This is a genomic window from Roseovarius pacificus (genome assembly GCF_900142665.1).
GTDB classification, from domain to species: domain Bacteria; phylum Pseudomonadota; class Alphaproteobacteria; order Rhodobacterales; family Rhodobacteraceae; genus Roseovarius; species Roseovarius pacificus.
The window spans coordinates 984,426-1,004,983 of record NZ_FRBR01000001.1; the positions used below are offsets into that span (position 1 = coordinate 984,426).

21 protein-coding genes and 1 tRNA gene are annotated in these 20,558 nt (G+C 62.2%); 7 read left to right on the forward strand and 15 right to left on the reverse strand.

What is annotated here, in order from left to right:
• Positions 1-39 precede the first annotated feature (39 nt).
• Positions 40-255, forward strand: a complete 216-nt coding sequence (locus BUB53_RS04685; protein ID WP_073033272.1) for a hypothetical protein — start codon at positions 40-42, stop codon at positions 253-255.
• Here BUB53_RS04685 and BUB53_RS04690 read toward each other — a convergent pair.
• The gene (locus tag BUB53_RS04690) at positions 220-1,416 is read right to left on the reverse strand and encodes a pyridoxal-phosphate-dependent aminotransferase family protein (RefSeq protein WP_073033274.1); all 1,197 of its coding nucleotides are present in this window, start codon (positions 1,414-1,416) and stop codon (positions 220-222) included. The genes BUB53_RS04685 and BUB53_RS04690 overlap by 36 nt on opposite strands.
• Positions 1,417-1,551: 135 nt before the next feature.
• On the opposite strand from BUB53_RS04690, the gene BUB53_RS04695 reads away from it, so the two are divergent.
• The gene (locus tag BUB53_RS04695) at positions 1,552-2,235 is read left to right on the forward strand and encodes a phosphatase domain-containing putative toxin (RefSeq protein ID WP_073033276.1); all 684 of its coding nucleotides are present in this window, start codon (positions 1,552-1,554) and stop codon (positions 2,233-2,235) included.
• A 3-nt stretch (positions 2,236-2,238) separates the two neighbouring features.
• On the opposite strand, the gene BUB53_RS04700 is transcribed toward BUB53_RS04695, so the two are convergent.
• Positions 2,239-2,907, reverse strand: coding sequence for a TIGR04283 family arsenosugar biosynthesis glycosyltransferase (locus BUB53_RS04700; RefSeq protein WP_073033278.1), 669 nt, complete (start codon positions 2,905-2,907; stop codon positions 2,239-2,241).
• A 65-nt stretch (positions 2,908-2,972) separates the two neighbouring features.
• Here BUB53_RS04700 and ygfZ point away from each other — a divergent pair, with 65 nt between their 5' ends.
• Entirely contained in the window at positions 2,973-3,704 is a 732-nt protein-coding gene (gene ygfZ, locus BUB53_RS04705; RefSeq protein WP_073033280.1) for a CAF17-like 4Fe-4S cluster assembly/insertion protein YgfZ, read from the forward strand.
• Entirely contained in the window at positions 3,701-4,501 is an 801-nt protein-coding gene (locus BUB53_RS04710; protein WP_073033282.1) for a fructosamine kinase family protein, read from the forward strand. Before ygfZ ends, BUB53_RS04710 begins: the two co-directional genes overlap by 4 nt.
• A 3-nt stretch (positions 4,502-4,504) precedes the next feature.
• Here the strand turns inward: BUB53_RS04710 and efp are convergent, their stop codons facing one another.
• A complete protein-coding gene (efp, locus tag BUB53_RS04715) occupies positions 4,505-5,068 on the reverse strand; it encodes an elongation factor P (RefSeq protein ID WP_073033284.1) in 564 nt (187 codons plus the stop codon).
• Between the two features lie 217 nt (positions 5,069-5,285).
• Here efp and BUB53_RS04720 point away from each other — a divergent pair, with 217 nt between their 5' ends.
• Both BUB53_RS04720 and BUB53_RS04725 read left to right on the forward strand, forming a co-directional pair.
• Positions 5,286-5,606 (forward strand): DUF6280 family protein, encoded by a 321-nt coding sequence (locus BUB53_RS04720; RefSeq protein WP_073033294.1) that lies wholly within the window; start codon positions 5,286-5,288, stop codon positions 5,604-5,606.
• A gap of 144 nt (positions 5,607-5,750) precedes the next feature.
• Positions 5,751-7,202 (forward strand): cobyric acid synthase, encoded by a 1,452-nt coding sequence (locus tag BUB53_RS04725; protein WP_073033296.1) that lies wholly within the window; start codon positions 5,751-5,753, stop codon positions 7,200-7,202.
• On the opposite strand, the gene BUB53_RS04730 is transcribed toward BUB53_RS04725, so the two are convergent.
• The 3 genes from BUB53_RS04730 to BUB53_RS04740 all read right to left on the reverse strand — a co-directional run bounded on the left by BUB53_RS04730 (position 7,199) and on the right by BUB53_RS04740 (position 10,332).
• Positions 7,199-8,146, reverse strand: coding sequence for a prolipoprotein diacylglyceryl transferase (locus BUB53_RS04730; RefSeq protein ID WP_073033298.1), 948 nt, complete (start codon positions 8,144-8,146; stop codon positions 7,199-7,201). The two genes, BUB53_RS04725 and BUB53_RS04730, sit on opposite strands and share 4 nt — an antisense overlap.
• A 72-nt stretch (positions 8,147-8,218) precedes the next feature.
• Positions 8,219-9,613, reverse strand: a complete 1,395-nt coding sequence (locus tag BUB53_RS04735) for a TolC family outer membrane protein (protein ID WP_073033300.1) — start codon at positions 9,611-9,613, stop codon at positions 8,219-8,221.
• A gap of 65 nt (positions 9,614-9,678) precedes the next feature.
• On the reverse strand, positions 9,679-10,332 hold the full coding sequence (locus BUB53_RS04740) for a protein-L-isoaspartate O-methyltransferase family protein (RefSeq protein WP_073033302.1): 654 nt from the start codon (positions 10,330-10,332) through the stop codon (positions 9,679-9,681).
• 145 nt (positions 10,333-10,477) lie between these two features.
• Between BUB53_RS04740 and BUB53_RS04745 the strand changes: the two genes are divergently transcribed.
• A tRNA-Cys gene (locus BUB53_RS04745) sits at positions 10,478-10,551 on the forward strand.
• 49 nt (positions 10,552-10,600) lie between these two features.
• Here BUB53_RS04745 and glpK read toward each other — a convergent pair.
• The 9 genes from glpK to glpD all read right to left on the reverse strand — a co-directional run bounded on the left by glpK (position 10,601) and on the right by glpD (position 20,383).
• Positions 10,601-12,097 carry a glycerol kinase GlpK gene (gene glpK, locus BUB53_RS04750; RefSeq protein WP_073033303.1) on the reverse strand — a complete coding sequence of 499 codons (1,497 nt, stop codon included), beginning with the start codon at positions 12,095-12,097 and terminating at the stop codon, positions 10,601-10,603.
• A 169-nt stretch (positions 12,098-12,266) separates the two neighbouring features.
• Positions 12,267-13,985: an ABC transporter substrate-binding protein gene (locus tag BUB53_RS04755; RefSeq protein ID WP_073033304.1), complete on the reverse strand. Its 1,719-nt coding sequence runs from the start codon at positions 13,983-13,985 to the stop codon at positions 12,267-12,269.
• 103 nt (positions 13,986-14,088) lie between these two features.
• Positions 14,089-14,361, reverse strand: coding sequence for a DUF2160 domain-containing protein (locus BUB53_RS04760; protein WP_073033305.1), 273 nt, complete (start codon positions 14,359-14,361; stop codon positions 14,089-14,091).
• A gap of 83 nt (positions 14,362-14,444) precedes the next feature.
• Entirely contained in the window at positions 14,445-14,759 is a 315-nt protein-coding gene (locus tag BUB53_RS04765; protein ID WP_073033306.1) for a GIY-YIG nuclease family protein, read from the reverse strand.
• Between the two features lie 90 nt (positions 14,760-14,849).
• Positions 14,850-15,701, reverse strand: coding sequence for a carbohydrate ABC transporter permease (locus tag BUB53_RS04770; protein ID WP_073033307.1), 852 nt, complete (start codon positions 15,699-15,701; stop codon positions 14,850-14,852).
• 1 nt (position 15,702) lies between these two features.
• Positions 15,703-16,578, reverse strand: a complete 876-nt coding sequence (locus tag BUB53_RS04775; protein ID WP_073033730.1) for a carbohydrate ABC transporter permease — start codon at positions 16,576-16,578, stop codon at positions 15,703-15,705.
• Complete coding sequence (locus BUB53_RS04780; protein WP_073033308.1) at positions 16,578-17,654, reverse strand: ABC transporter ATP-binding protein; 1,077 nt, start codon at positions 17,652-17,654, stop codon at positions 16,578-16,580. Before BUB53_RS04780 ends, BUB53_RS04775 begins: the two co-directional genes overlap by 1 nt.
• Positions 17,655-17,666: 12 nt before the next feature.
• Positions 17,667-18,755 carry an ABC transporter ATP-binding protein gene (locus BUB53_RS04785; RefSeq protein ID WP_073033309.1) on the reverse strand — a complete coding sequence of 363 codons (1,089 nt, stop codon included), beginning with the start codon at positions 18,753-18,755 and terminating at the stop codon, positions 17,667-17,669.
• Entirely contained in the window at positions 18,752-20,383 is a 1,632-nt protein-coding gene (glpD, locus tag BUB53_RS04790; RefSeq protein ID WP_073033311.1) for a glycerol-3-phosphate dehydrogenase, read from the reverse strand. The genes BUB53_RS04785 and glpD overlap by 4 nt, the downstream gene beginning before the upstream one ends.
• Positions 20,384-20,558: the final 175 nt, after the last annotated feature.

A 20,558-nucleotide genomic window follows, 5' to 3' on the forward strand; every position in this document is an offset into this window, starting at 1 on the left:
TTTGGCTGACAGCTGCGGTGGTCGCGGTAAACTGTCGGCATGAAACGTGGCGTCCTGTCAAAAGCCCCGAATTACACGACCGCCGCATTGGTGATGGGGTTCGTGAATTTGATGTGGATTTTCATGGTCTTATGGGCCAGTTTTGGGCTGCCTGCCGTATTGGCGGCGGGGTATGGGCTGAACTGGCTGATTTCCCTGCTGGCGCGGCGCAATCGCCGCTCAGGCCCCGGCGATCACCTCGGTCGCAGCCTCTAGCGCCCCCGTCCCGTGCGGGATGTCGAGCGCCGTCAGCCCGGCCTGCACCACCCCCAACATGCCCAGAACCATATGCGCATTCACATGCCCCATATGCCCGATGCGGAAGAACCCGTGCCAAGCGGGATCGTCAGGGTCGGCCATGCCCAGACCGATCCCGAGGGTTACGCCCGCCTTGTCCTGCACCCACTGGCGCAATTCGGTGCCATGCGGGGCACCGATGCGCAACGAGGTTACCGCGCGGCTGCGATGGGTCCGATCCGCCACGTTCAGCGCCAGCGGCCCGCCCTGCCCCCAGGTCTCGCACGCGGCCCAGATGGCCTGCGCCAGACGATCATGACGGGCCCAGACGGCCTCGAGCCCTTCGGCATGGATCATGTCCAGCGCGGCGCGCAGCCCATAGAGGTGATGGGTGGGCGCGGTGCCCCCGAAAAACTGGTAGAAATAGTCCGGGTTGGCGCGCGGCGCCCAATCCCAATAGCTGCTGACCCGGTCCAGCCCGGCCTGAACCTGCGCGGCTTTGTCGTTGAAAAACACGAAGCCCAGTCCGGGCGGCACCATCAGGCCCTTCTGGCTGCCCGCGACCATCACATCGACGCCCCAGTCATCCATTTCGAACCGGTCGCAGGCCAGCGAGGCGATGCAATCGGCCATCAACAACGCGGGATGCCCGGCGGCATCCATCGCGGCGCGGATCGCGGCGATGTCGTTCAGGATCGAGGTGGACGTATCCACATGCGTGACCAGGACCGCCTTGGTTTTGTGTGATTTATCGGCGCGCAAGGCCTGTTCCAGCCGCTCGGGATCGACCGGGGATTGCTTGCCGAAATCCAGCATTTCAACCTCAGCGCCAAGCCGTGCGGCGATTTCGCTCCAGCCGTGGCCGAACCGGCCCGTCGCGGGAACCAGAACGCGATCACCGGGCGCAAGCACATTGGCCAGGGCCGCCTCCCATGCGCCATGGCCGTTGCTGATATAGATCACGGCGTGCGCTTCGGTTCGCGCGACGCGACACAGATCGCGCATCAGGTCGGGCATCATCTCGATCAATTCGCCCTCGTAGATATTGGGCGCGGCACGGTGCATCGCCTGCAAAACCGCGTCGGGCATGACAGAGGGGCCGGGAATGGCCAGATAGGGGCGTCCGTTATTCAACGTCATTTCACAACCTCCTGAAAGCGCCGGGAGACATTACGCCGATCCCCCGCGCCGTCAATCGCTTGCCATGCCGGGCCCGCCCCCCTAAATGGGAGCAACGCCGGGCCCGGCCCCGACAAAACGGAGCGCACCTATCCCATGAAACTGTTCAAACGGATCACCGACTGGGAGCGGGCGCTGCGCAATTCCTACGATGTGGACCTGTCCACGCCCGAAAACCGGCGTCGTGCGCATATCTACAACCTGTGGTTCGATCACGCGGTGCTGCGCAAGGTGTGGACCAATTTCTATCCGGTCGCGCCGGGGGTGTACCGTTCGAACCAGCCCACGCATGAACGGTTCGAGCGCCTCAAGCAGATGGGCATCAAGACGGTGCTGAACCTGCGCGGAGCCGCCGGGGCGGCGCATTACCTGGTGGAAGAGGAAAGCTGCCGACGCCTCGGCCTGACACTGGTCAGCGTCAACCTGATGGCCCGCCAGGCCGCACCGCGCCATGACATCCTGCGCCTGATCCGGGCCTTCCGCGAGATCGAGAAACCCTTTGTCATGCATTGCAAATCCGGTGCGGACCGTGCCGGATTCGCCTCGGCCATCTATTTGATGGAGATCGAGGGCCGCCCGGTTGCGGAGGCGCGCAAGATGCTGGGGGTCAAGTATATCCATTTCAAATGGTCCCGCACCGGGGTGCTGGATTACATTCTGGATCGCTACGAGGCGCGGCAGGCTGAAACCGGCATCGGGTTCGAGGACTGGATCGCCACCGAATACGACGCCGCCAGGATGCAGGCGGATTATCTGGCCAATAACAAGCCGATTTTCTGATCCTCAGTAGCGGCGCGCCAGCCGCTCGGGGCTGACCCCGGAAAAATACCTCAGCAGCAAAGACAGGTTGCGCACCCCGCGCCGCATCCAGCCATCGCGCCGGTACTTTTCGGCGCTCGTCGTGACCGTTGCGGGCATGACGTGCAGGCGGCCAAGGGCACGGGCCATGGCCACGTCCTCCATCAGGGGAATGTCGCGATATCCGCCGACCGAGTCATAATCCTGCCGCGATATCAGCAGCCCCTGATCGCCGTAAGGCAGGTGAAACCGCCGCGTCCGCAGGTTGGCCCAACCGGCGACCAGCAAGGGCGCGATCCCCTTGGCGTCAAAGCGCAACCGGAAACAGGCCGGCCTTCCCCCGGCGATCTGCGCCTGCACGGTGTCCGGCCAGTCCGGCGGCAGGATCGTATCGGCGTGCAGGAACAACAGCCATTCGCCCTTGGCTTCCTGTGCCCCGCGCCGCAACTGCCCGCCACGCGAGGGTGCGCCCTGCACAAGGATCGCGCCCGCCTCCTCGGCGATGGTCAGGGTCGCGTCCTGCGACCCGCCGTCCGACATCACCAGTTCGCGGATCAGTCCCGCCTGTATGCCCTGGGCCAGTGCGGGCAGGCTGCGCGCCAGATCGTCGGCGGCATTCAGGGTCGGGATGATGACCGATAGTTTCGCCCGCATGACCGCCCCCTGTTGTGTCGCGCGTCATGACCTATATTACGAACCGAAGCGCGACGGGAGAGCCAATGACACGCAAGATCATCGAAATCGCCGGAGCCGAGGCGCGCAGCTTCCTGCAGGGGCTGGTCACCAACGATATCGGCAAGCTGGATCAGGGGCTGGTTTATGCCGCCGTGTTGACGCCGCAGGGCAAGTATCTGGCGGATTTCTTTCTGGTGCCGCGGGGCGATGCGATCCTGCTGGATGTCGATGCGTCGCTGGCGCAGTCGTTGATGCAACGGCTGAGCATGTACAAGCTGCGCGCCGATGTCACCCTGTCGGAAACCGATCTGACCGTGCAGCGTGGGACCGGCCCCGCCCCCGACGGCGCCATGCCGGACCCGCGCCACCCAGATCTGGGCTGGCGGCTCTATGGCGAGGAACCGGGCGATGACGGAACCGACTGGGACGCGATCCGCGTGGCCCATTGCATCCCCGAAACCGGGATCGAACTGACGCCCGACACCTTTATCCTGGAAGCCGGGCTCGACAGGCTGAACGGCGTCGATTTCCGCAAGGGCTGCTATGTGGGGCAAGAGGTCACCGCCCGGATGAAACACAAGACCGAACTGCGCAAGGGGCTGGTCACGGTGCAGATTGACGGCACCGCCCCTGTGGGCACCGAGATCACGGCAGATGGCAAGCCGGCGGGCACGCTGTTCACCCAGTCCGGCGGACGGGCGATCGCCTATTTGCGGTTTGACCGTGCGAAAGGGCCGATGCAGGCCAACGGTACGACAGTTACCTACGCCCCATGAGCCTTGAGGCGCGGATCGAGGCGGCGCTTGGGCAACCGGTTCTGCGCATCGTACCCGTTCATGGCGGCGATCTGTCCGATGTCCGGCGCGCCGATCTGGACGATGGCCGCAGCGTCATCGCCAAATCCGGTCCGCGTGTCGCCACCGAAGGGCGAATGCTGAGCGCCTTGCGCGCGGCAGCGACCCCTGTGCCCGAGCTTCTGCATGCCGAAGACGGGCTGATCGTTCTGCAATACCTCGAGGAAACCACACCGACCGCCACTGACTGGGCCGATCTGGGCACTGCCCTGCGGGCATTGCATGACAGACCGGGCGAGAGATACGGCTGGCCCGAGGATTATGCATTCGGGGACGCGCCCATCCCCAACGATACCGCAGATGACTGGCCGACATTCTGGGCCGAACGCCGCCTGCTTGCCTTTGGCGATCACCTGCCTGCCGATCTCCGCCAGCGGATCGAGCGGCTGGCTGTCCGGTTGCCCGGGCATCTGCCCCATCGACCGCCGCCCGCCCTGCTGCATGGCGATCTCTGGGCCGGGAATGTGATGTTCACCGCCGCGCGGCCCTGTCTGATCGACCCGGCCTGTTATTACGGGGATGCCGAGGTGGATCTGGCCATGCTATCGCTTTTCGGCGCGCCTCCGCCGGAATTCCATGCCGCCTACGGCCCCCTTGCGCCCGGCCATGAAAAACGCCGGCCGCTGTATCAGCTTTGGCCGGCGTTGGTGCATCTTCGGTTGTTCGGAGCAGGCTATCGCAGCATGGTCAGCCGCCTGCTGGATACGCTTGGGGCCTGAATCTCAGGCGCGTTCGGCGTAATCCATGGTTTCGGTGTTAACGATGATATCCTCGTCCTGCCCGACGAAGGGCGGCACCATGACCTTGATCCCGTTGTCCAGAATGGCGGGTTTGAAGCTGTTGGCAGCGGTCTGGCCTTTGACCACCGGCTCGGTTTCGACGACGCGGCAGGTCACTTTCTGCGGCAGGGTCGCGTTCAAGGCTTCGCTTTCGTAATATTCGATCTGAACGGTCATACCGTCCTGAAGGAACGGACGGCGCTCGCCAAGGATATCGGCGGGCAGTTCGATCTGTTCAAAGGTCTCGTTGTCCATGAACACCAGCATGCCGTCGGTTTCGTAAAGAAACTGCTGGTCTTTCTGTTCCAGGCGCACGCGTTCGACCTTGTCGGCGCTGCGGAAGCGTTCGTTCAGTTTCGAGCCGTTGCGCAGGTTGCGCAGCTCGACCTGAGCGAATGCGCCGCCCTTGCCGGGCTTGACGTGATCGACCTTGACCGCGCTCCAGAGACCGCCGTTATGTTCCAGCACGTTGCCCGGTCTGATTTCGTTTCCGTTGATCTTTGGCATAAGACAAAACCATGTCAAAAGGTTGATGAAGGATCATCCATCCCTATATCTGGGGAGGCAATGGGTGGCAAGACGACGATATATCGTGCTGCATGTGCAGAAAGCTATGCGCCAGACGCATAGAAGTTATGCATATTCGCTCTATCCGAATCGATCAAACTCCGCCATAACCATCGCCAAGCCAAAAAGACAAGACCAATAAAAACAAGGACGAAACATGACTGATTTCGTTGACGGCACGGCATTCAATGCCGAGCAGGGCAATCGTGCTCGCAAATTGTTTGCCGCTGTGGTTCTGGCAGCGCTGGACGATGCCATTGCCGATGACAAGAAATACGGAAACGGCCCCGAGCAAATCGCCCGGTGGGCCCGGTCCCGTGATGGCCGCGAAGTGCTGTCCTGCGCCGGAATCGACCCGAACGAGCGTGTCGTTTCGGGCCTGATGGAATTCGTCGGCAAGGGCGTGCGTACATCGGTCGCCCTGTCGCGCGAAGAAAGCGAACGCCGCAATGCCGCCGCACAGGCCGAAGCCGCCTGATCCAATTGCCTTGCAAGGCTGAACAAGCCCCGCCACGATGGCGGGGCTTTTCTTTTCCGCCCTGTCCCCGCGAGGCGCAACAAGCCTTCCCTCATGCCGGTTCGGGCGATATGAGCGCATTGAACCAATTGAGCGGGGCGGCGCATGGCCAAGGCGATCATGATTCAGGGCGCGGGCTCGAACGTGGGCAAGTCGATGCTGGTGGCGGGCCTCGCGCGCGCCTTTGCCAATCGTGGCCTGTCGGTCGCTCCGTTCAAACCGCAAAACATGTCGAACAATGCCGCCGTGACACAGGACGGGGGCGAAATTGGCCGCGCGCAAGCGCTTCAGGCCCTGGCATCCCGCCGCGCCCCGGTGACCGATATGAATCCGGTGCTTCTGAAGCCCGAAACCGAGACCGGCGCGCAGATTGTCGTGCAGGGGCGGCGGGTGGCGACGCTACGCGCGCGCGACTATTCGTCAACCAAGCCAAGCCTGATGCCCCCGGTTCTGGAAAGTTTCCAGCGGCTTAGCGCGACTGCCGATCTGGTGCTGGTCGAGGGGGCGGGCAGCCCTGCCGAGATCAACCTGCGCAGGAATGACATCGCGAACATGGGCTTTGCGCAGGCGGCTGGTGTGCCCGTGGTGCTGATCGGCGATATCGACCGGGGCGGAGTCATTGCCCAGATCGTCGGCACGCAGGCCGTCCTGGCACCCGAGGACGCCTCGCAGATCAAGGCCTTCGCGATCAACAAGTTTCGCGGCGATGTGCGCCTGTTCGACGATGGGCTCAACGAGATCGTGCAGCGCACCGGCTGGCCCTCGCTCGGGGTTCTGCCCTGGTTCGACGGGGCGTGGCGCCTGCCCGCCGAGGATGTCATGGACATCGCATCGACACGGGGCGGAACCTTCAGGGTGGCCGTTCCCCGGCTGGGACGCATCGCCAACTTCGACGATCTCGATCCGCTGTCCTCGGAACCCGATGTCAGTGTCGAGATCATCGAACCGGGCCGCCCCCTGCCCGGCGATGTTGATCTGGTGCTGATTCCCGGCAGCAAATCCACCATCGCCGATCTGGCTTTTTTCAGGGCGCAAGGCTGGGATATCGACCTGCAAGCCCATATCCGGCGCGGCGGTCATGTTCTGGGCATCTGCGGCGGCTATCAGATGCTGGGCCGTGAAATCGCGGACCCCGACGGCATCGAAGGGTCCGCGGCCACCGTTCCCGGCCTGGGACATCTGGATGTCGTCACCGTCATGAAGCCCGAGAAACGCCTGGCCCTGACCGAGGCCACATACCGCCCCACCGGCGATCACGTTCAGGGATACGAAATCCACCTTGGCGAAACCTCGGGCCCGGATTGCGAGCGCGCCTGGCTGGATATCGCGGACCGGGCCGAAGGCGCGGCCTCGGTTTCGGGGCGGGTACGCGGCTGTTACCTGCATGGACTGTTCAGTTCAGACAGGTTTCGCGCGGCATTCCTGAACGATCTGGGAGGGACATCCACATTGACATATGACAGTGACGTGGACATGACGCTGGATGCCCTGGGCCGTCATGTGGAAACTCATCTGGATCTCGATCTGCTGCTGAGTCTGGCCCGGACTGTCAGTTAGTCCAGTTCATGGCTGCTGAGGGCGCGATGAATCTCGCGGCGCACCAGCTTGCGCACGTTGCGGGTGATCCGCTCGCCCAAGGCCCCCTGCAATTCCTGACGGACGATTTCGCTGACCATGTCGCGCAGGGCCTCTTCGTCCAGATAGGCATCGGCGCGATCATCCTGCCAAAGCGGTGTTTCGTCGTCCTGAGTATCCTGTGGCTCCGCATCGTCTTCGGCGTGATCCGAACGTTCCGGTTCGGATTCATCCAGCAGTTCTTCGGGATGGGCCAGTTCGGGTTCAGCGGCTACTTCGGCCTCAGTCTCCCCCGAAGGCCCGGCTTCGGAGTCATCCTCGTCCTCAGTCGGTTCGGGGACATAATCCTCCCACGCCATGGGCGAGACGGCACTGCCCGAATACTCATCGCCCGAGTCGCCATCCGGCTCCCACTGATCATCGCGGGCGGCGACCGCGGCCTCCACCTCGGCGATGCGGTCTTCCAGAGCCGCAGAGGCGGGTTTGTCATCTGTGTCGGCAACGGCGTCGTCATGCGTGATGTCTTCCGCCACCTCGGCGGCCGGTTGATCCGGATCGGCAGGCGCCTCGTCGTCAGCGCGTTGCGACGTGTCATCGTCCTGACCGGACTCATCCGCGTCATCGGGCGCGTCGACCTGTGTATCCTCATCATGCGCGTTGTGACGGAACTGCCAGACATCTTCGGCAACCAGCACATCGGTCCCGGCAGGGCCCGATTCGCCAGCCTCCGCCGCGGTTTCGTCGTCATCGGTGTGATCGACCCGCAAGGACGGCGTCAGAACCAGGCGGTGCTCAGTATCGGGTGTGTCCGCCTGGGTTTCCTGCGCGTCCGCAGTCACCTCATCGCTGCGGTCGGCTGTCGAAACCAACCGGCGAATAGATGACAGGACATCCTCGATTTCCGCATTGCTGACGGGGTCAGACATGTTTTCGCACCACTCTTGCCTCGCCCCAGTGTAGCCCCGAGGACAAATCCGCACAACAGATCAGGGCGTATTTTAGTTTTCGCCCAACGCGCGCAGCACCCGGTCCAGCTTGCGGCCTTGCGGGCTGATATCCGCGGGAGCCGATTTCACCATGTTGTAGTAAGCCGCCGGATCGTATGTCTGGACCGCAAGGTTCATGTCCTTGGCCGTCAATTGCCCCATGGCCGCCAGAACGGAGTAGGCCGCAGTATAAACGTCGATCTCTGCCGAGATCTGATTGGCCCGCGCATCCAGCAATTCCTGTTCGGCGTTCAGCACGTCAAGCGTAGTACGGGCGCCAAGCGTTGCTTCTTCGCGAACCCCGCGGAACGCCACGGTGGCCGCACGTACCTGCTCGGTGCTGGATTCGCGACCGGCCCGCGCGGCCTGCAGATTGGCATAGGCATTCCCGACCTCCTGCTGCACGCGGAACAGCGCGACGTGCAGAGCCCCCCGGTTCGCATCGCGCCGGGCCATCGCCTGCCGGCGCAGCGCGCTCAGGCGACCGCCCTGATAGATCGGGCCACTCACGCCCACGCCGACGCTGCCCGTCCGGGTGTAGTCGGAATCACCGACTTCCTCGCTCAACCCGGCACGCGCCGTAAAACTTACCGAGGGCCGCATCGCCGCAGCCGCGGCCTCGATGGTCAACTCCGCCGCGGCAACATCATGCTGGACCTTCAGGACATCGGGGTGATTGCGTGCCGCGACCAGCTTGGACTGGTCGATGTCACCGCCGAGAGACGGCAGTGCCCCCGGTGCCTGCAGATCACCGGGCCTGCGCCCGACAGCCGCCACGTATTCCTCGATCGCCTGCGCCAGATCGCCCTGCGCCGCGGCCAGCCCGCTACGGGCCGAAGCCAGGCGCGCCTCGGCCTGCGCCACGTCGGTGCGTGTGACTTCACCGACCTCGAAACGGTCGCGGGCCGCACGCAATTCCTGCTCCAGCAAACGAAGATTGTTCTGGCGTAGCGAAACAAACGCGTTGTTCCGACGCACATTCATGTGGGCAAAGACGCCGCGCAACAGAACCTGCTGTTCGATGCTGCGCAGGGTCTGGCGTGTGGCCAGCACGGTTTCCTTGGCTGCCTCGATCTGGAACCCCGTGCGGCCGAAATCATACAGCAACCAGTCTGCCGTGATGCCAAGCGACGCATTGGTTTGCGCAACCGGCTGACGGTTACCCGAAACCTTGCTGCGGCCGAAATCGCGCGTCATATCGACCGACCAGTTGATGATCGGGCGCAACTGCGACAACGTGACAGCCACATCCTCGTCCGCCGCACGCAAAAGCGCGCGATTCTGCTCGAGCAGGCCGCTGTTCTGATAGGTACTGACCAAGGTATCGGCCAGTGTTTCCGACCAGGCGGCAACCGGCGCGGCAAGGCTCACTGCCACCGCAAGCACCGGGCCCGCTATTCTTTTCATAGTTGCTTGCCTCAATGTATTCTCCTGACGATCAAACCTGTCGCATCCCTGCCTGTGAACGCAGCCTAGAGAGTGAATGCCGCGTGGCGTTCAAACCCCGGCAAAACCGGCGCACCCGCGTTGAACGCGAAGCGCCATGTCATGTCTCCATCGATCTTGTATCCGATGCGGACCACACCCAGGGCCCCTTCCATGAAAAGACAGGCGATACGACCGCCGTCTTTCAACTGGTCGAGCAATGCATCGGGCAGATGCTCGACCGCGCCCTGCAAAACGATCACGTCATAGGGCCCGTGTTCGGCGGCTCCCTGAGCGAGCGGGCCCTCGTGCAGCACGACATTATCGGCCCCGTTTTCCGCCAGAAGACCCTGCGCCTCAGCGGCCATGTCGGCGTTTTCTTCGACGGCGACGACCGCCTCGGCCATCCGGGCCATGACAGCAGAGGAATACCCAAGAGCGCAGCCGATATCCAGAACCAGCTCATCGCCCTGGATGTCCAGAGCATCCAGCATCTTGGCCAGTGTGCGCGGTTCGATCACCACACGCCCGCCGCCCAGATCGATATTCTCACCGATATAGGCCGCTTCGCGCAGGTTGCGCGGCACGAACGCCTCGCGCGGGACCGACATCATCGCGTCGATGATCGGAAACTTGGTTACGTCGGACGGGCGGATCTGGGTATCGACCATAACGGTACGCCGCGCGGAATAGTCTGTCATCGGCCAGGCTCTCGTCTTCTGGGAATGTCGCAATATATTTTGACATATCCTCCGGCGGGGAACAACGCAAATACGTACGACATTCCGCAATGCGGCTCTTGCACAGCACGCAGCGATCGGATAACCGACGTGAACCACCCAAGACGGCGAGTTGGCGGAGTGGTGACGCAGCGGATTGCAAATCCGTGTACACCGGTTCGATTCCGGTACTCGCCTCCATTTCTCGGTAGTAACACGGCCCTAAATTCGATCGGCTGCAGAGTATCTCTCAGAAGCTGAGCGTTGCGGTCACCGCGCGTTTCCAGGCGCTGTATTTGCGATCCCGCTCGGTGGGGTCCATGTCGGCGGTGAACTGGCGCTCCAGAACCCAGGTCCGGGCGAATTCCTCCGGCCCCGGATACAGCCCGATCTTCATGCCCGCCAGCCATGCCGCGCCGAGTGCGGTGGTTTCCAGAACCTCGGGGCGGTCCACCGGCGCGTCGATGATGTCGGACAGGAACTGCATCGCCCAGTCCGAGGCGCTCATGCCGCCATCCACCCGCAATGTCGCCACCTCGCCGCTACCCGCCTGCGCCGCCCAGTCGGCGCGCATCGCGTCCAGCAGATCGCGGGTTTGATAGCCCACGCTTTCCAGCGCGGCGCGGGCAAACTCCTCGGGGCGCGAATTTCGGGTCAGACCGAACACCGCGCCACGGCATTCGGCGTTCCAGTACGGCGCGCCGAGCCCGGTGAAGGCAGGGACCAGCACCACGTTCTGCGCCGGATCGGCGCGTTCGGCCAGGGGTTGCGTCTCCGAGGCCTCGCGGATGATCTTCAGCCCGTCGCGCAGCCATTGCACCACGGCCCCGGCGACGAAAATCGACCCTTCGAGCGCATAGGTCGGCTTGCCGTCCAGTTGATAGGCGATGGTCGTCAGAAGGCGGTTTTGCGACGCGACCGGCGTATCGCCGGTGTTCAGCAGCGCAAAACACCCCGTGCCATAGGTCGACTTCATCATGCCCGGACGAAAACAGGCCTGCCCCACGGTGGCCGCCTGCTGATCCCCCGCAACACCGCGAATCGGAATTTCACGCCCGAACAGATCGGCGCGGGCCATTCCGTAATCGTCGGCGCTGTCACGCACCTCGGGCAACATCTGTCGGGGGATGTCCAGCAGATCGCAGATGGTCGAACTCCACCGCCCCTTGCGAATGTCATACAGCAATGTGCGCGCGGCATTGGTGGCATCGGTGGCATGCACCGCACCACCGGTCAGCTTCCAGATCAGGAAGGTATCGACTGTGCCGAACAACAGATCCCCGGCTTCGGCACGCGCCCGTGCGCCATCGACATTGTCCAGAATCCATTTCAGCTTGGTCCCCGAGAAATAAGGGTCCAGCAACAGGCCGGTGCGGTCGCTGACCATCGCCTCGTGGCCCGCATCGCGCAATTCGCGACAAAAATCGGCGGTTCGGCGATCCTGCCAGACGATGGCGTTGCAGACCGGCACGCCGGTCGCGCGATCCCAGACGACGGTCGTCTCGCGCTGGTTGGTGATTCCGATGGCGCTGATATCCGCCACGGTCAGCCCCGCGCGTTCGATGACCTCGCGGCAGGTCCCCGCCGTCGTGGACCACAGATCGTTGGGGTCGTGTTCGACCCAGCCGGAATCGGGAAAGTGCTGGCGAAATTCTTCCTGTGCGGTCGCGACCAGCCGCATATCGCGATCAAAAAGGATCGCCCGGCTGGACGTGGTGCCCTGATCAATGGCTAGGATATGGGTCATCGGTCTGGTCCTGCGCGTTTATCGTGTTCGGGATAAGAGAAAGCGACCGCCACGGGCGCGGCGATCGCAGTTTAGCCGTGCCAGCCATCCGTGCAACACCATCGGCAACCGCATGGCGACCGGGCAGGGCATCCGGGGCCGGCTGGAACTCCGGCCCCGGAGCGTATGTTTACTGCCAGCTGGCGATCAGTTCGTCATAGCTGACGGTGACCGGTTCTTCTTCCTCGTTGTCCAGCCTGGGCTTGGGCGAGCCGGGTTGCGACAGCCAGTATTCGGCGTCCTGCTCGTCGTTCATCGCCGGGCCGATATCGCCCTGAATGCCCGCGCGTTCCAGACGCTCCATCACGCTTTCCATGTCGCCGCACAGGCTGTCCAGCGCTTCCTGGGCCGTCTTCGCGCCCGACATGGCGTCGCCGATATTCTGCCACCACAGCTGTGCCAGCTTGGGATAGTCGGGCACGTTGGTGCCGGTGGGCGACCACTGGGTACGCGCCGGGCTGCGGTAGAATTCCACCAGACCGCCCAGTTTTGGTGCCCGTTCGGTAAAGCTGTCATGCTGGATCGAGCTTTCGCGCACGAAGGTCAGGCCGACATGGCTTTTCTTCACGTCGACCGTCTTGGAGGTCACGAACTGCGCATAAAGCCACGCCGCCTTGGCACGGTCCTCGGGCGTGGATTTCATCAGCGTCCAACTGCCCACGTCCTGATAGCCGACCTTCATGCCGTCTTCCCAGTATGCCCCGTGCGGGCTGGGGGCGAGACGCCATTTCGGGGTGCCATCCTCATTCATCACCGCGGGGCTGTCCACAAGCGGCGCGACAAAGGTCGTATAAAGGAACATCTGCTGCGCGATATTACCCTGCCCCGGTACCGGCCCGGCCTCGGAGAAGGTCATCCCCATGGCCGAGGGAGGGGAATAGTTCTGCAGCCAGTCAACGGCCTTTTCCACCGCGTAAACGGCGGCCGGGCTGTTGGCTGCACCGCCGCGTGCCATACAGGCCCCCACCGGCTGACTATTGTCGTTGACGCGAATGCCCCATTCATCGACCGGCAGACCGTTGGGTTCGCCCTTGTCGCCCATACCGGCCATGGACATCCATGCGTCGGTATAGCGCCAGCCAAGGCTGGGGTCTTTCTTGCCGTAATCCATGTTGCCAAAGATTTTGTCGTCAATGCCCATATGGCTCAGGTCGCGACCGGTAAAGAACTCGGCAATATCCTCATAGGCCGACCAGTTCACCGGTACACCCAGATCATAGCCGTATTCCGCGTTGAAATCGGCTTTGTTCTTTTCGTCGTTGAACCAGTCGTAGCGGAACCAGTAAAGGTTCGCGAATTGCTGGTCGGGCAACTGATACAGTTTGCCATCGGGCGCGGTCGTGAACTGGGTGCCGATGAAATCGTCCAGATCAAGGCCGGGGTTGGTCACGTCCGCGCCTTCGCTCGCCATCCAGTCGGTCAGGTTGCGCACCTGCTGATAGCGCCAATGCGTGCCGATCAGGTCGCTGTCGTTGACATAGGCGTCATAGATATTCTGGCCCGACTGCATTTGCGTTTGCAGTTTCTCGACCACGTCGCCCTCGCCGATCAGGTCATGGGTGATCCGAATGCCCGTGATCGCACTAAAGGCCGGGGCCAGAACCTTGGCTTCGTATTCATGTGTGGTGATGGTTTCCGACACGACACGAATATCCATACCCGCAAACGGCTGGGCCGCGTCGATGAACCATTGCATCTCCGCTTCCTGCTCTTCGCGGCTGAGGGCCGACTGATCGCCGATTTCGTCGTCAAGGAACGCGCGCGCCTCGTCCATCCCGGCAAACGCCGGGGCAGACAGCAGCGACAGGGCAAGCCCCAGGGCTGTTGTTGATTTCAAACTCAGGGTCATTGGTTTCTATCCTCCCGTGTTTCGAACCAATTGTCGTCATTTCTGTCCGGGGAACTTCGTGTCGTGCGCCGGATGTCCCCGGCCCCCATGCGCACGCCCTGCCCTAGACCCAGCGGAACACCGCCGCGGCATAAAGCAGGCAAACCAGCATCGCGTAGGGCTGATGCGCCCCCACGATCGCCAACCAGGCCAGATTGATGAAGGCCGAGCCCAAGAGCGTGATGAACAACCTGTCACCGCGCGTCGTTTCGATCCCCAGAACGCCGTGCCGGGGTGTTTCGGGATACCTGACCGCCAACACCGTGAAGGTGATCAACAATGCCGCAATTACTCCAAAGAATGCGGCGGTCGGCCATGTCCATGCCATCCATTCCATTTAGAATACCTCCTTCCGATACAGCACCGTCATCCTCGGGCCCGACCCGAGGATCTCCTGGCCATCAAGCCATCCGGTCGAGTTTAACGATGATGAAGGTCTGGTTGGCCGGAAATCTCCTGCCAAAAATCGACCCAATCGGGATTGGCTTGCTCGACCAGTTCGATTTTCCAGTCGCGGCTCCAGCGCTTCAAAGCCTTTTCGCGCCGAATCGCTGCGGCAGGTTCGACGTGATGCTCGTACCAGATCAGACGTGTGAGATTGTAGCGGTCGGTAAATCCGGAAATTGCGTGGGTGCGATGTTCCCAGACACGCCGCACAAGATCGTTTGTGACCCCGATGTAAAGCGTCCCGTGGCGTTTGTTCGTCACGATATAAACGTACATGTCTTTGGGCATTGGTCGCCTCAAACTGCGTGAGGCGCTCCTCCACGGAGATCCTCGGGTCAGGCCCGAGGATGACATGCCTGGGGTTAATGAATGGTTCCATCAAACCCTCCCCAGGGCAAAGCCCTTGGCGATGTAGTTGCGCACGAAGTAGATCACCAACGCACCAGGCACGATGGTCAGCACCCCGGCGGCGGCCAGCACGCCCCAGTCGATTCCCGACGCGCCGATCGTGCGGGTCATCGTGGCGGCGATGGGCTTGGCGTCGACGCTGGTCAGCGTGCGGCTCAGCAGCAATTCCACCCATGAGAACATGAAGCAGAAGAACGCCGCCACGCCGATGCCGCTGGCGATCAAAGGCATGAATATCTTCACGAAGAACCGGCCAAAGCCGTACCCGTCGATATAGGCCGTTTCGTCGATTTCCTTGGGCACGCCACGCATGAACCCTTCCAGAATCCACACCGCCAGAGGCACGTTGAACAGGCAATGCGCCAGGGCCACCGCGATATGCGTGTCGAACAGGCCCACCGAGGAATACAGCTGAAAAAACGGCAGAGCGAACACTGCGGGCGGGGCCATCCGGTTGGTCAGCAGCCAGAAGAACAGGTGCTTGTCGCCCATGAAGTGATAGCGGCTGAAGGCATAGGCCGCCGGCAGCGCCACGGCGACCGAGATCACCGTGTTCATCACCACGTAGATCAGCGAATTGACATAGCCCATGTACCAGCTGGCGTCGGTCAGGATGGTGGCATAGTTCGCCAGCGTCAGGTTCTGCGGCCAGAGCGTGAAGGCCCCGAGGATCTCGGAGTTGGTCTTCAGGCTCATGTTCAGCAGCCAGTAGATCGGCAACATGAGGAACACCAGATACAGCGTCATCACCAGGGCACTGCCGTTCACCCTGATCCGGCTGGCCTTGCGGGTGGCGCCGGTGTTTACGGTCAGGTCGGCCATGTCAGTTGCCCTCCCGTTTGTCGAGATTGGTCATCACCGTGTAGAACACCCAGGAGATCAGCAGGATCACCAGGAAATACATGATCGAGAACGCCGCCGCCGGGCCCAGATCGAACTGACCAAGCGCCATTTTCACAAGGTCGATCGACAGGAAGGTGGTGGCATTGCCCGGCCCTCCGCCGGTCACCACGAACGGCTCGGTATAGATCATGAAACTGTCCATGAACCGCAGCAGGATCGCGATCATCAGTACACCCGCCATCTTGGGCAGTTCGATATAACGGAACACTTTCCAGCGGCTTGCCTGGTCGATTTTGGCCGCCTGATAATAGGCGTCGGGGATGGATTGCAGCCCGGCATAGGCCAGCAGCGCCACCAGCGACGTCCAGTGCCACACATCCATGACGATCACCGTCACCCATGCGTCGATCACGTTCTGGGTGTAGTTGTATTCGATCCCGAGCGCGTCCAGCGTATAGCCCAGCAGGCCGATATCCACCCGCCCGAAAATCTGCCAGATCGTGCCGACCACGTTCCACGGCACCAGCAGCGGCAGCGACATCACCACCAGACAGAAGCTGGTCCAGAATCCACGCTTGGGCATGTTCAGCGCCACGAAGATGCCCAGGGGCACCTCGATCGCCAGAATGATCGCCGAAAACGCCATCTGGCGGGCCAGCGCATCCCACATGCGTTCCTCCGCCAGCATCTCGCGAAACCATTCGAGCCCCGCCCAGAAGAACTGATTGTTGCCGAAACTGTCCTGAACCGAATAGTTGACAACTGTCATCAGCGGGATCACCGCCGAAAAGGCCACCAGCACCAGAACCGGCAGGACAAGGAACCACGCCTTGTGATTGACCGTCTTTTCCTGCATCATGCGGCCTCCCCCTGAACGCGCCAGTCATTGGCGTAGACATTGATATGCGCGGGATCGAACACGACACGGGTCTTGTCGGCGCCGATCTCTTCGCCCTCGCCCGCGATGATGTTGATGTCGTTCCCAAAGAAATCGGCCCGCACGATCTTGTGGCGGCCCACATCCTCGACCCGGCGGATATTCACCGGCAGGCCCTCGCTGTCCGAGAGGCGCGCGAATTCGGGGCGCACACCGATTTCCACCTTGCCCTCCAGCGGGCCATAGCCCTGCCCCAGATCAAGCGAGGAGCCGTTGACATAGGCCTGCCGTCCGTCAACCCTGGCCGGGATCACGTTCATTCCCGGCGAGCCGATGAAATAGCCCACGAAGGTATGTTCGGGCCGCTCGAACAGTTCTTCGGGCGTGCCGATCTGCACCACACGCCCGTCATACATGACCACCACCTTGTCGGCGAAGGTCAGCGCCTCGGTCTGGTCGTGGGTGACATAGATCATCGTATGTCCGAATTCGTGATGCAGCGATTTCAGCTGTGTGCGCAGCTCCCACTTCATGTGCGGGTCGATCACGGTCAGCGGTTCGTCGAACAACAGGGCGTTCACGTCCTTGCGCACCATGCCGCGGCCAAGGCTGATCTTCTGCTTGGCATCTGCCGTCAGCCCGCGCGCCTTGCGGTCCAGTTCGGCCTCCATGCCGATCATGCGCGCCACATCCTGCACACGTTCGGCGACATAGGCCTCGTCCCGCCCCCGGTTGCGCAACGGAAAAGCCAGATTATCCCGCACGGTCATGGTGTCATAGACGACCGGAAACTGGAAAACCTGCGCGATGTTGCGCTCTGCCGTGGGCGCATCGGTGACATCCTGACCGTCGAACAGGATACGCCCCTGGCTGGGATTCAGCAGCCCCGAGATGATGTTGAGCAATGTGGATTTCCCGCAGCCCGACGAGCCGAGCAGGGCATAGGCCGCGCCATCCTCCCAGTCGTGGTTGAGTTCCTTCAGCGCATAATCCGCCTCGCCCGTCGGGTTGGGCAGGTAGGAATGCGCCAGATTGTCCAAAGTGATCTTTGCCATTCGCCCTCCTCCTCAGGCCGCCAGCGCATAGGCGGCGGACGCGACCAGCGCACCGTCCTCGCCAAAGATGTAGACATGGCTGGGGTCCAGATAGACATCCAGATCGGTCCCCAGTGCCAGATCGTGCACGCCATGAACCAGCCCCACCCACCGTTCGCCGTGATGATCGAGATGCACGAAGGTTTCGGACCCGGTCAGTTCCGTCACCGTCAGCCGGGCGGTGAATTTCATGGCATCCGCCGTATGCCGCCCGATTTCCAGATGGTTGGGCCGAAATCCGGCGTTGTAGCGGCCATCGGGCAGATCGGCCAACTTGCCGGTGGCGGGGGTCGTCTGACCGTCCCCGAACAACAGCTTTCCACCGGTCTTACTGACTTGCAGGAAATTCATCGGCGGGTCACTGAAAACCCGTGCCGTCGTGGCGTCCACGGGTTGACGATACACCTCCGGCGTGGGGCCGAACTGCGTGACGCACCCTTCCCACAGCGTAGCGGTGTTGCCGCCCAGCAAAAGCGCCTCTTCCGGCTCGGTCGTGGCGTAGACGAAAATCGCGCCGGACTCTTCGAAAATCTTCGGAATCTCGACGCGCAATTCCTCGCGCAGCTTGTAATCCAGATTGGCCAGCGGTTCATCCAGCAGCACCAGCCCGGCCCCCTTGACCAACGCCCGCGCCAATGCGCAACGCTGCTGCTGACCGCCCGACAATTCCAACGGCTTGCGCGCCAGCATCGGCGTCAGTTGCATCAGGTCAGCGGTTTTCTGAACCTCCGCGTCGATCTCGGCGGCGGGCCGGCCAAGCAGGCGCAGGGGCGAGGCGATATTGTCGTAAACGCTCATCGACGGGTAGTTGATGAACTGCTGATACACCATCGCCACGTTGCGATCATGTACCTTCTGGCCGGTCACGTCCTGATCGTTCCACAGGATACGGCCCGCATTTGGCGCATCCAGCCCCGCCATCAGCCGCATCAAGGAGGTCTTGCCAGACAAGGTCGGCCCCAGAAGCACGTTCATCGTGCCCTTTTCCAAGGTCAGGTCGGTCGGATAGATATGTGTCTGCCCGCTCACCGCCTTGGATACGCCCTCCAGTTTCAATGTCATGCGCCCTGCTCCTCTTTCATACCCGACCGGGCCACCAGCAGATCGACCTGCCCGGCATCGTCCGATGTCATCCACTCTTCCAGTGCAGCGATCTGTCCGGCCGTCATCCGAAGCCCCAGCCGGGTGCGGCGCCAGACCACATCTTCGGCACAGCGGGCATATTCATGGCGCATCATCCACGCCACCTCGCGCCCTGTCAGGGTTCCACCGAAATCCGGCCCCAGATCCTCGACGCATGTCGCATCGCCCAGCAGCTGCGCCGCCTCGGTGCCATAGGCACGCACCAGCCGCCCGGCCCAGTAGGAATCGAGAAACGGATATTTCGTCCGGAGGTCGTCGATCAGGCGTTGCACGCCATCCACCTCGAAATCCCCTCCGGGCAAGGCAACCCCGGCCGTCCAGTTGCCGCCCGCATCCTCGAAAAACGGCGTGATCCGCGCCATCGCCGCCTCGGCCAGTTTGCGATAGGTGGTGATCTTGCCGCCAAACACGTTCAACAGAGGCGCGCCGCCCTCGTCATTCAGTTTCAGCACGTAGTCGCGCGTTGCCGCCGTGGCCGATTTCGCCCCGTCATCGTAGAGGGGCCGCACCCCCGAATATGTCCATACGATATCGTCGCGCGTGACCGGCTGGCGGAAATATTCCGAGGCGAAACTGCACAGGTACTCGGCCTCTTCGGGCGTGCATTCCGGCTTGGCCGAGACATCCTCATGTTCGACATCGGTCGTTCCGATCAGGGTGAAATCGGTCTCGTACGGAATGGCGAAGATGATCCGCCCGTCCTTGCCCTGAAAGAAATAGCACTTGTCATGATCGAACAGGCGGCGCGTCACGATATGGCTGCCCCGCACCAGCCGGACACCCTCGCTGGGGTTCTGGTTCAACGTGTTGACGATGACGTCCTTGACCCACGGACCACCCGCATTGATCAATGCCCGCGCCCTGGTCTGGCGTGTTTCACCGGTGTCTCGGTCCTCGGTCGTGACCACCCAGTGATCCTTCTCCCGCCGGGCGCCGGTTACCTTCGTGCGTGTACGGATCACGGCCCCGCGCCCCTCGGCGTCACGGGCGTTCAGCACCACCAGACGGCTGTCCTCGATCCAGCAGTCGGAATATTCATAGGCACGCGCGAACTTGTCTTTCAGAACCCGCCCCGCCGGATCGTCACGCAAATCCACGGTGCGCGTTCCGGGCAGGATATCGCGCCCGCCCAGATGGTCATACAGGAACAGTCCCAGCCGGATCAGCCACGCAGGCCGACGCCCCTTCATCCAGGGCATCACCGTGTTCAGAAGTTTCGAGGTGGGCGTTTCCCCTTCGAACCTCATATCGCGATGATAGGGCAGCACGAAGCGCATCGGCCAACTGATATGCGGCATGGCGCGCAGCAGGGTTTCGCGTTCGATCAGCGCCTCGCGCACCAGCCGCATCTCGAAATACTCGAGGTAACGCAGCCCGCCATGAAACAGCTTGGTCGAGGCCGAGGAGGTGGCCGAGGCCAGATCGTTCATCTCGACCAGTTCGACACTCAGCCCACGACCGGCAGCGTCGCGTGCGATGCCGCATCCATTGATGCCGCCACCGATCACGAACAGATCGACACTGTCATTGCCTCGGGCTGATGGCACCGGAGCCTCCCTGATCTCAATGCCGCATGTGAGCGCAAACGAACCATAATCAAGGCAATTAAGTCAATTGCGAATGTTCGTTTACTTTCGATTTTGAGGAAAACATATGATTCAACGGCGTTTTATTTGCAACCATCGCCAAACAAACCATTAATTATCGCGCAAATCGAGCCAG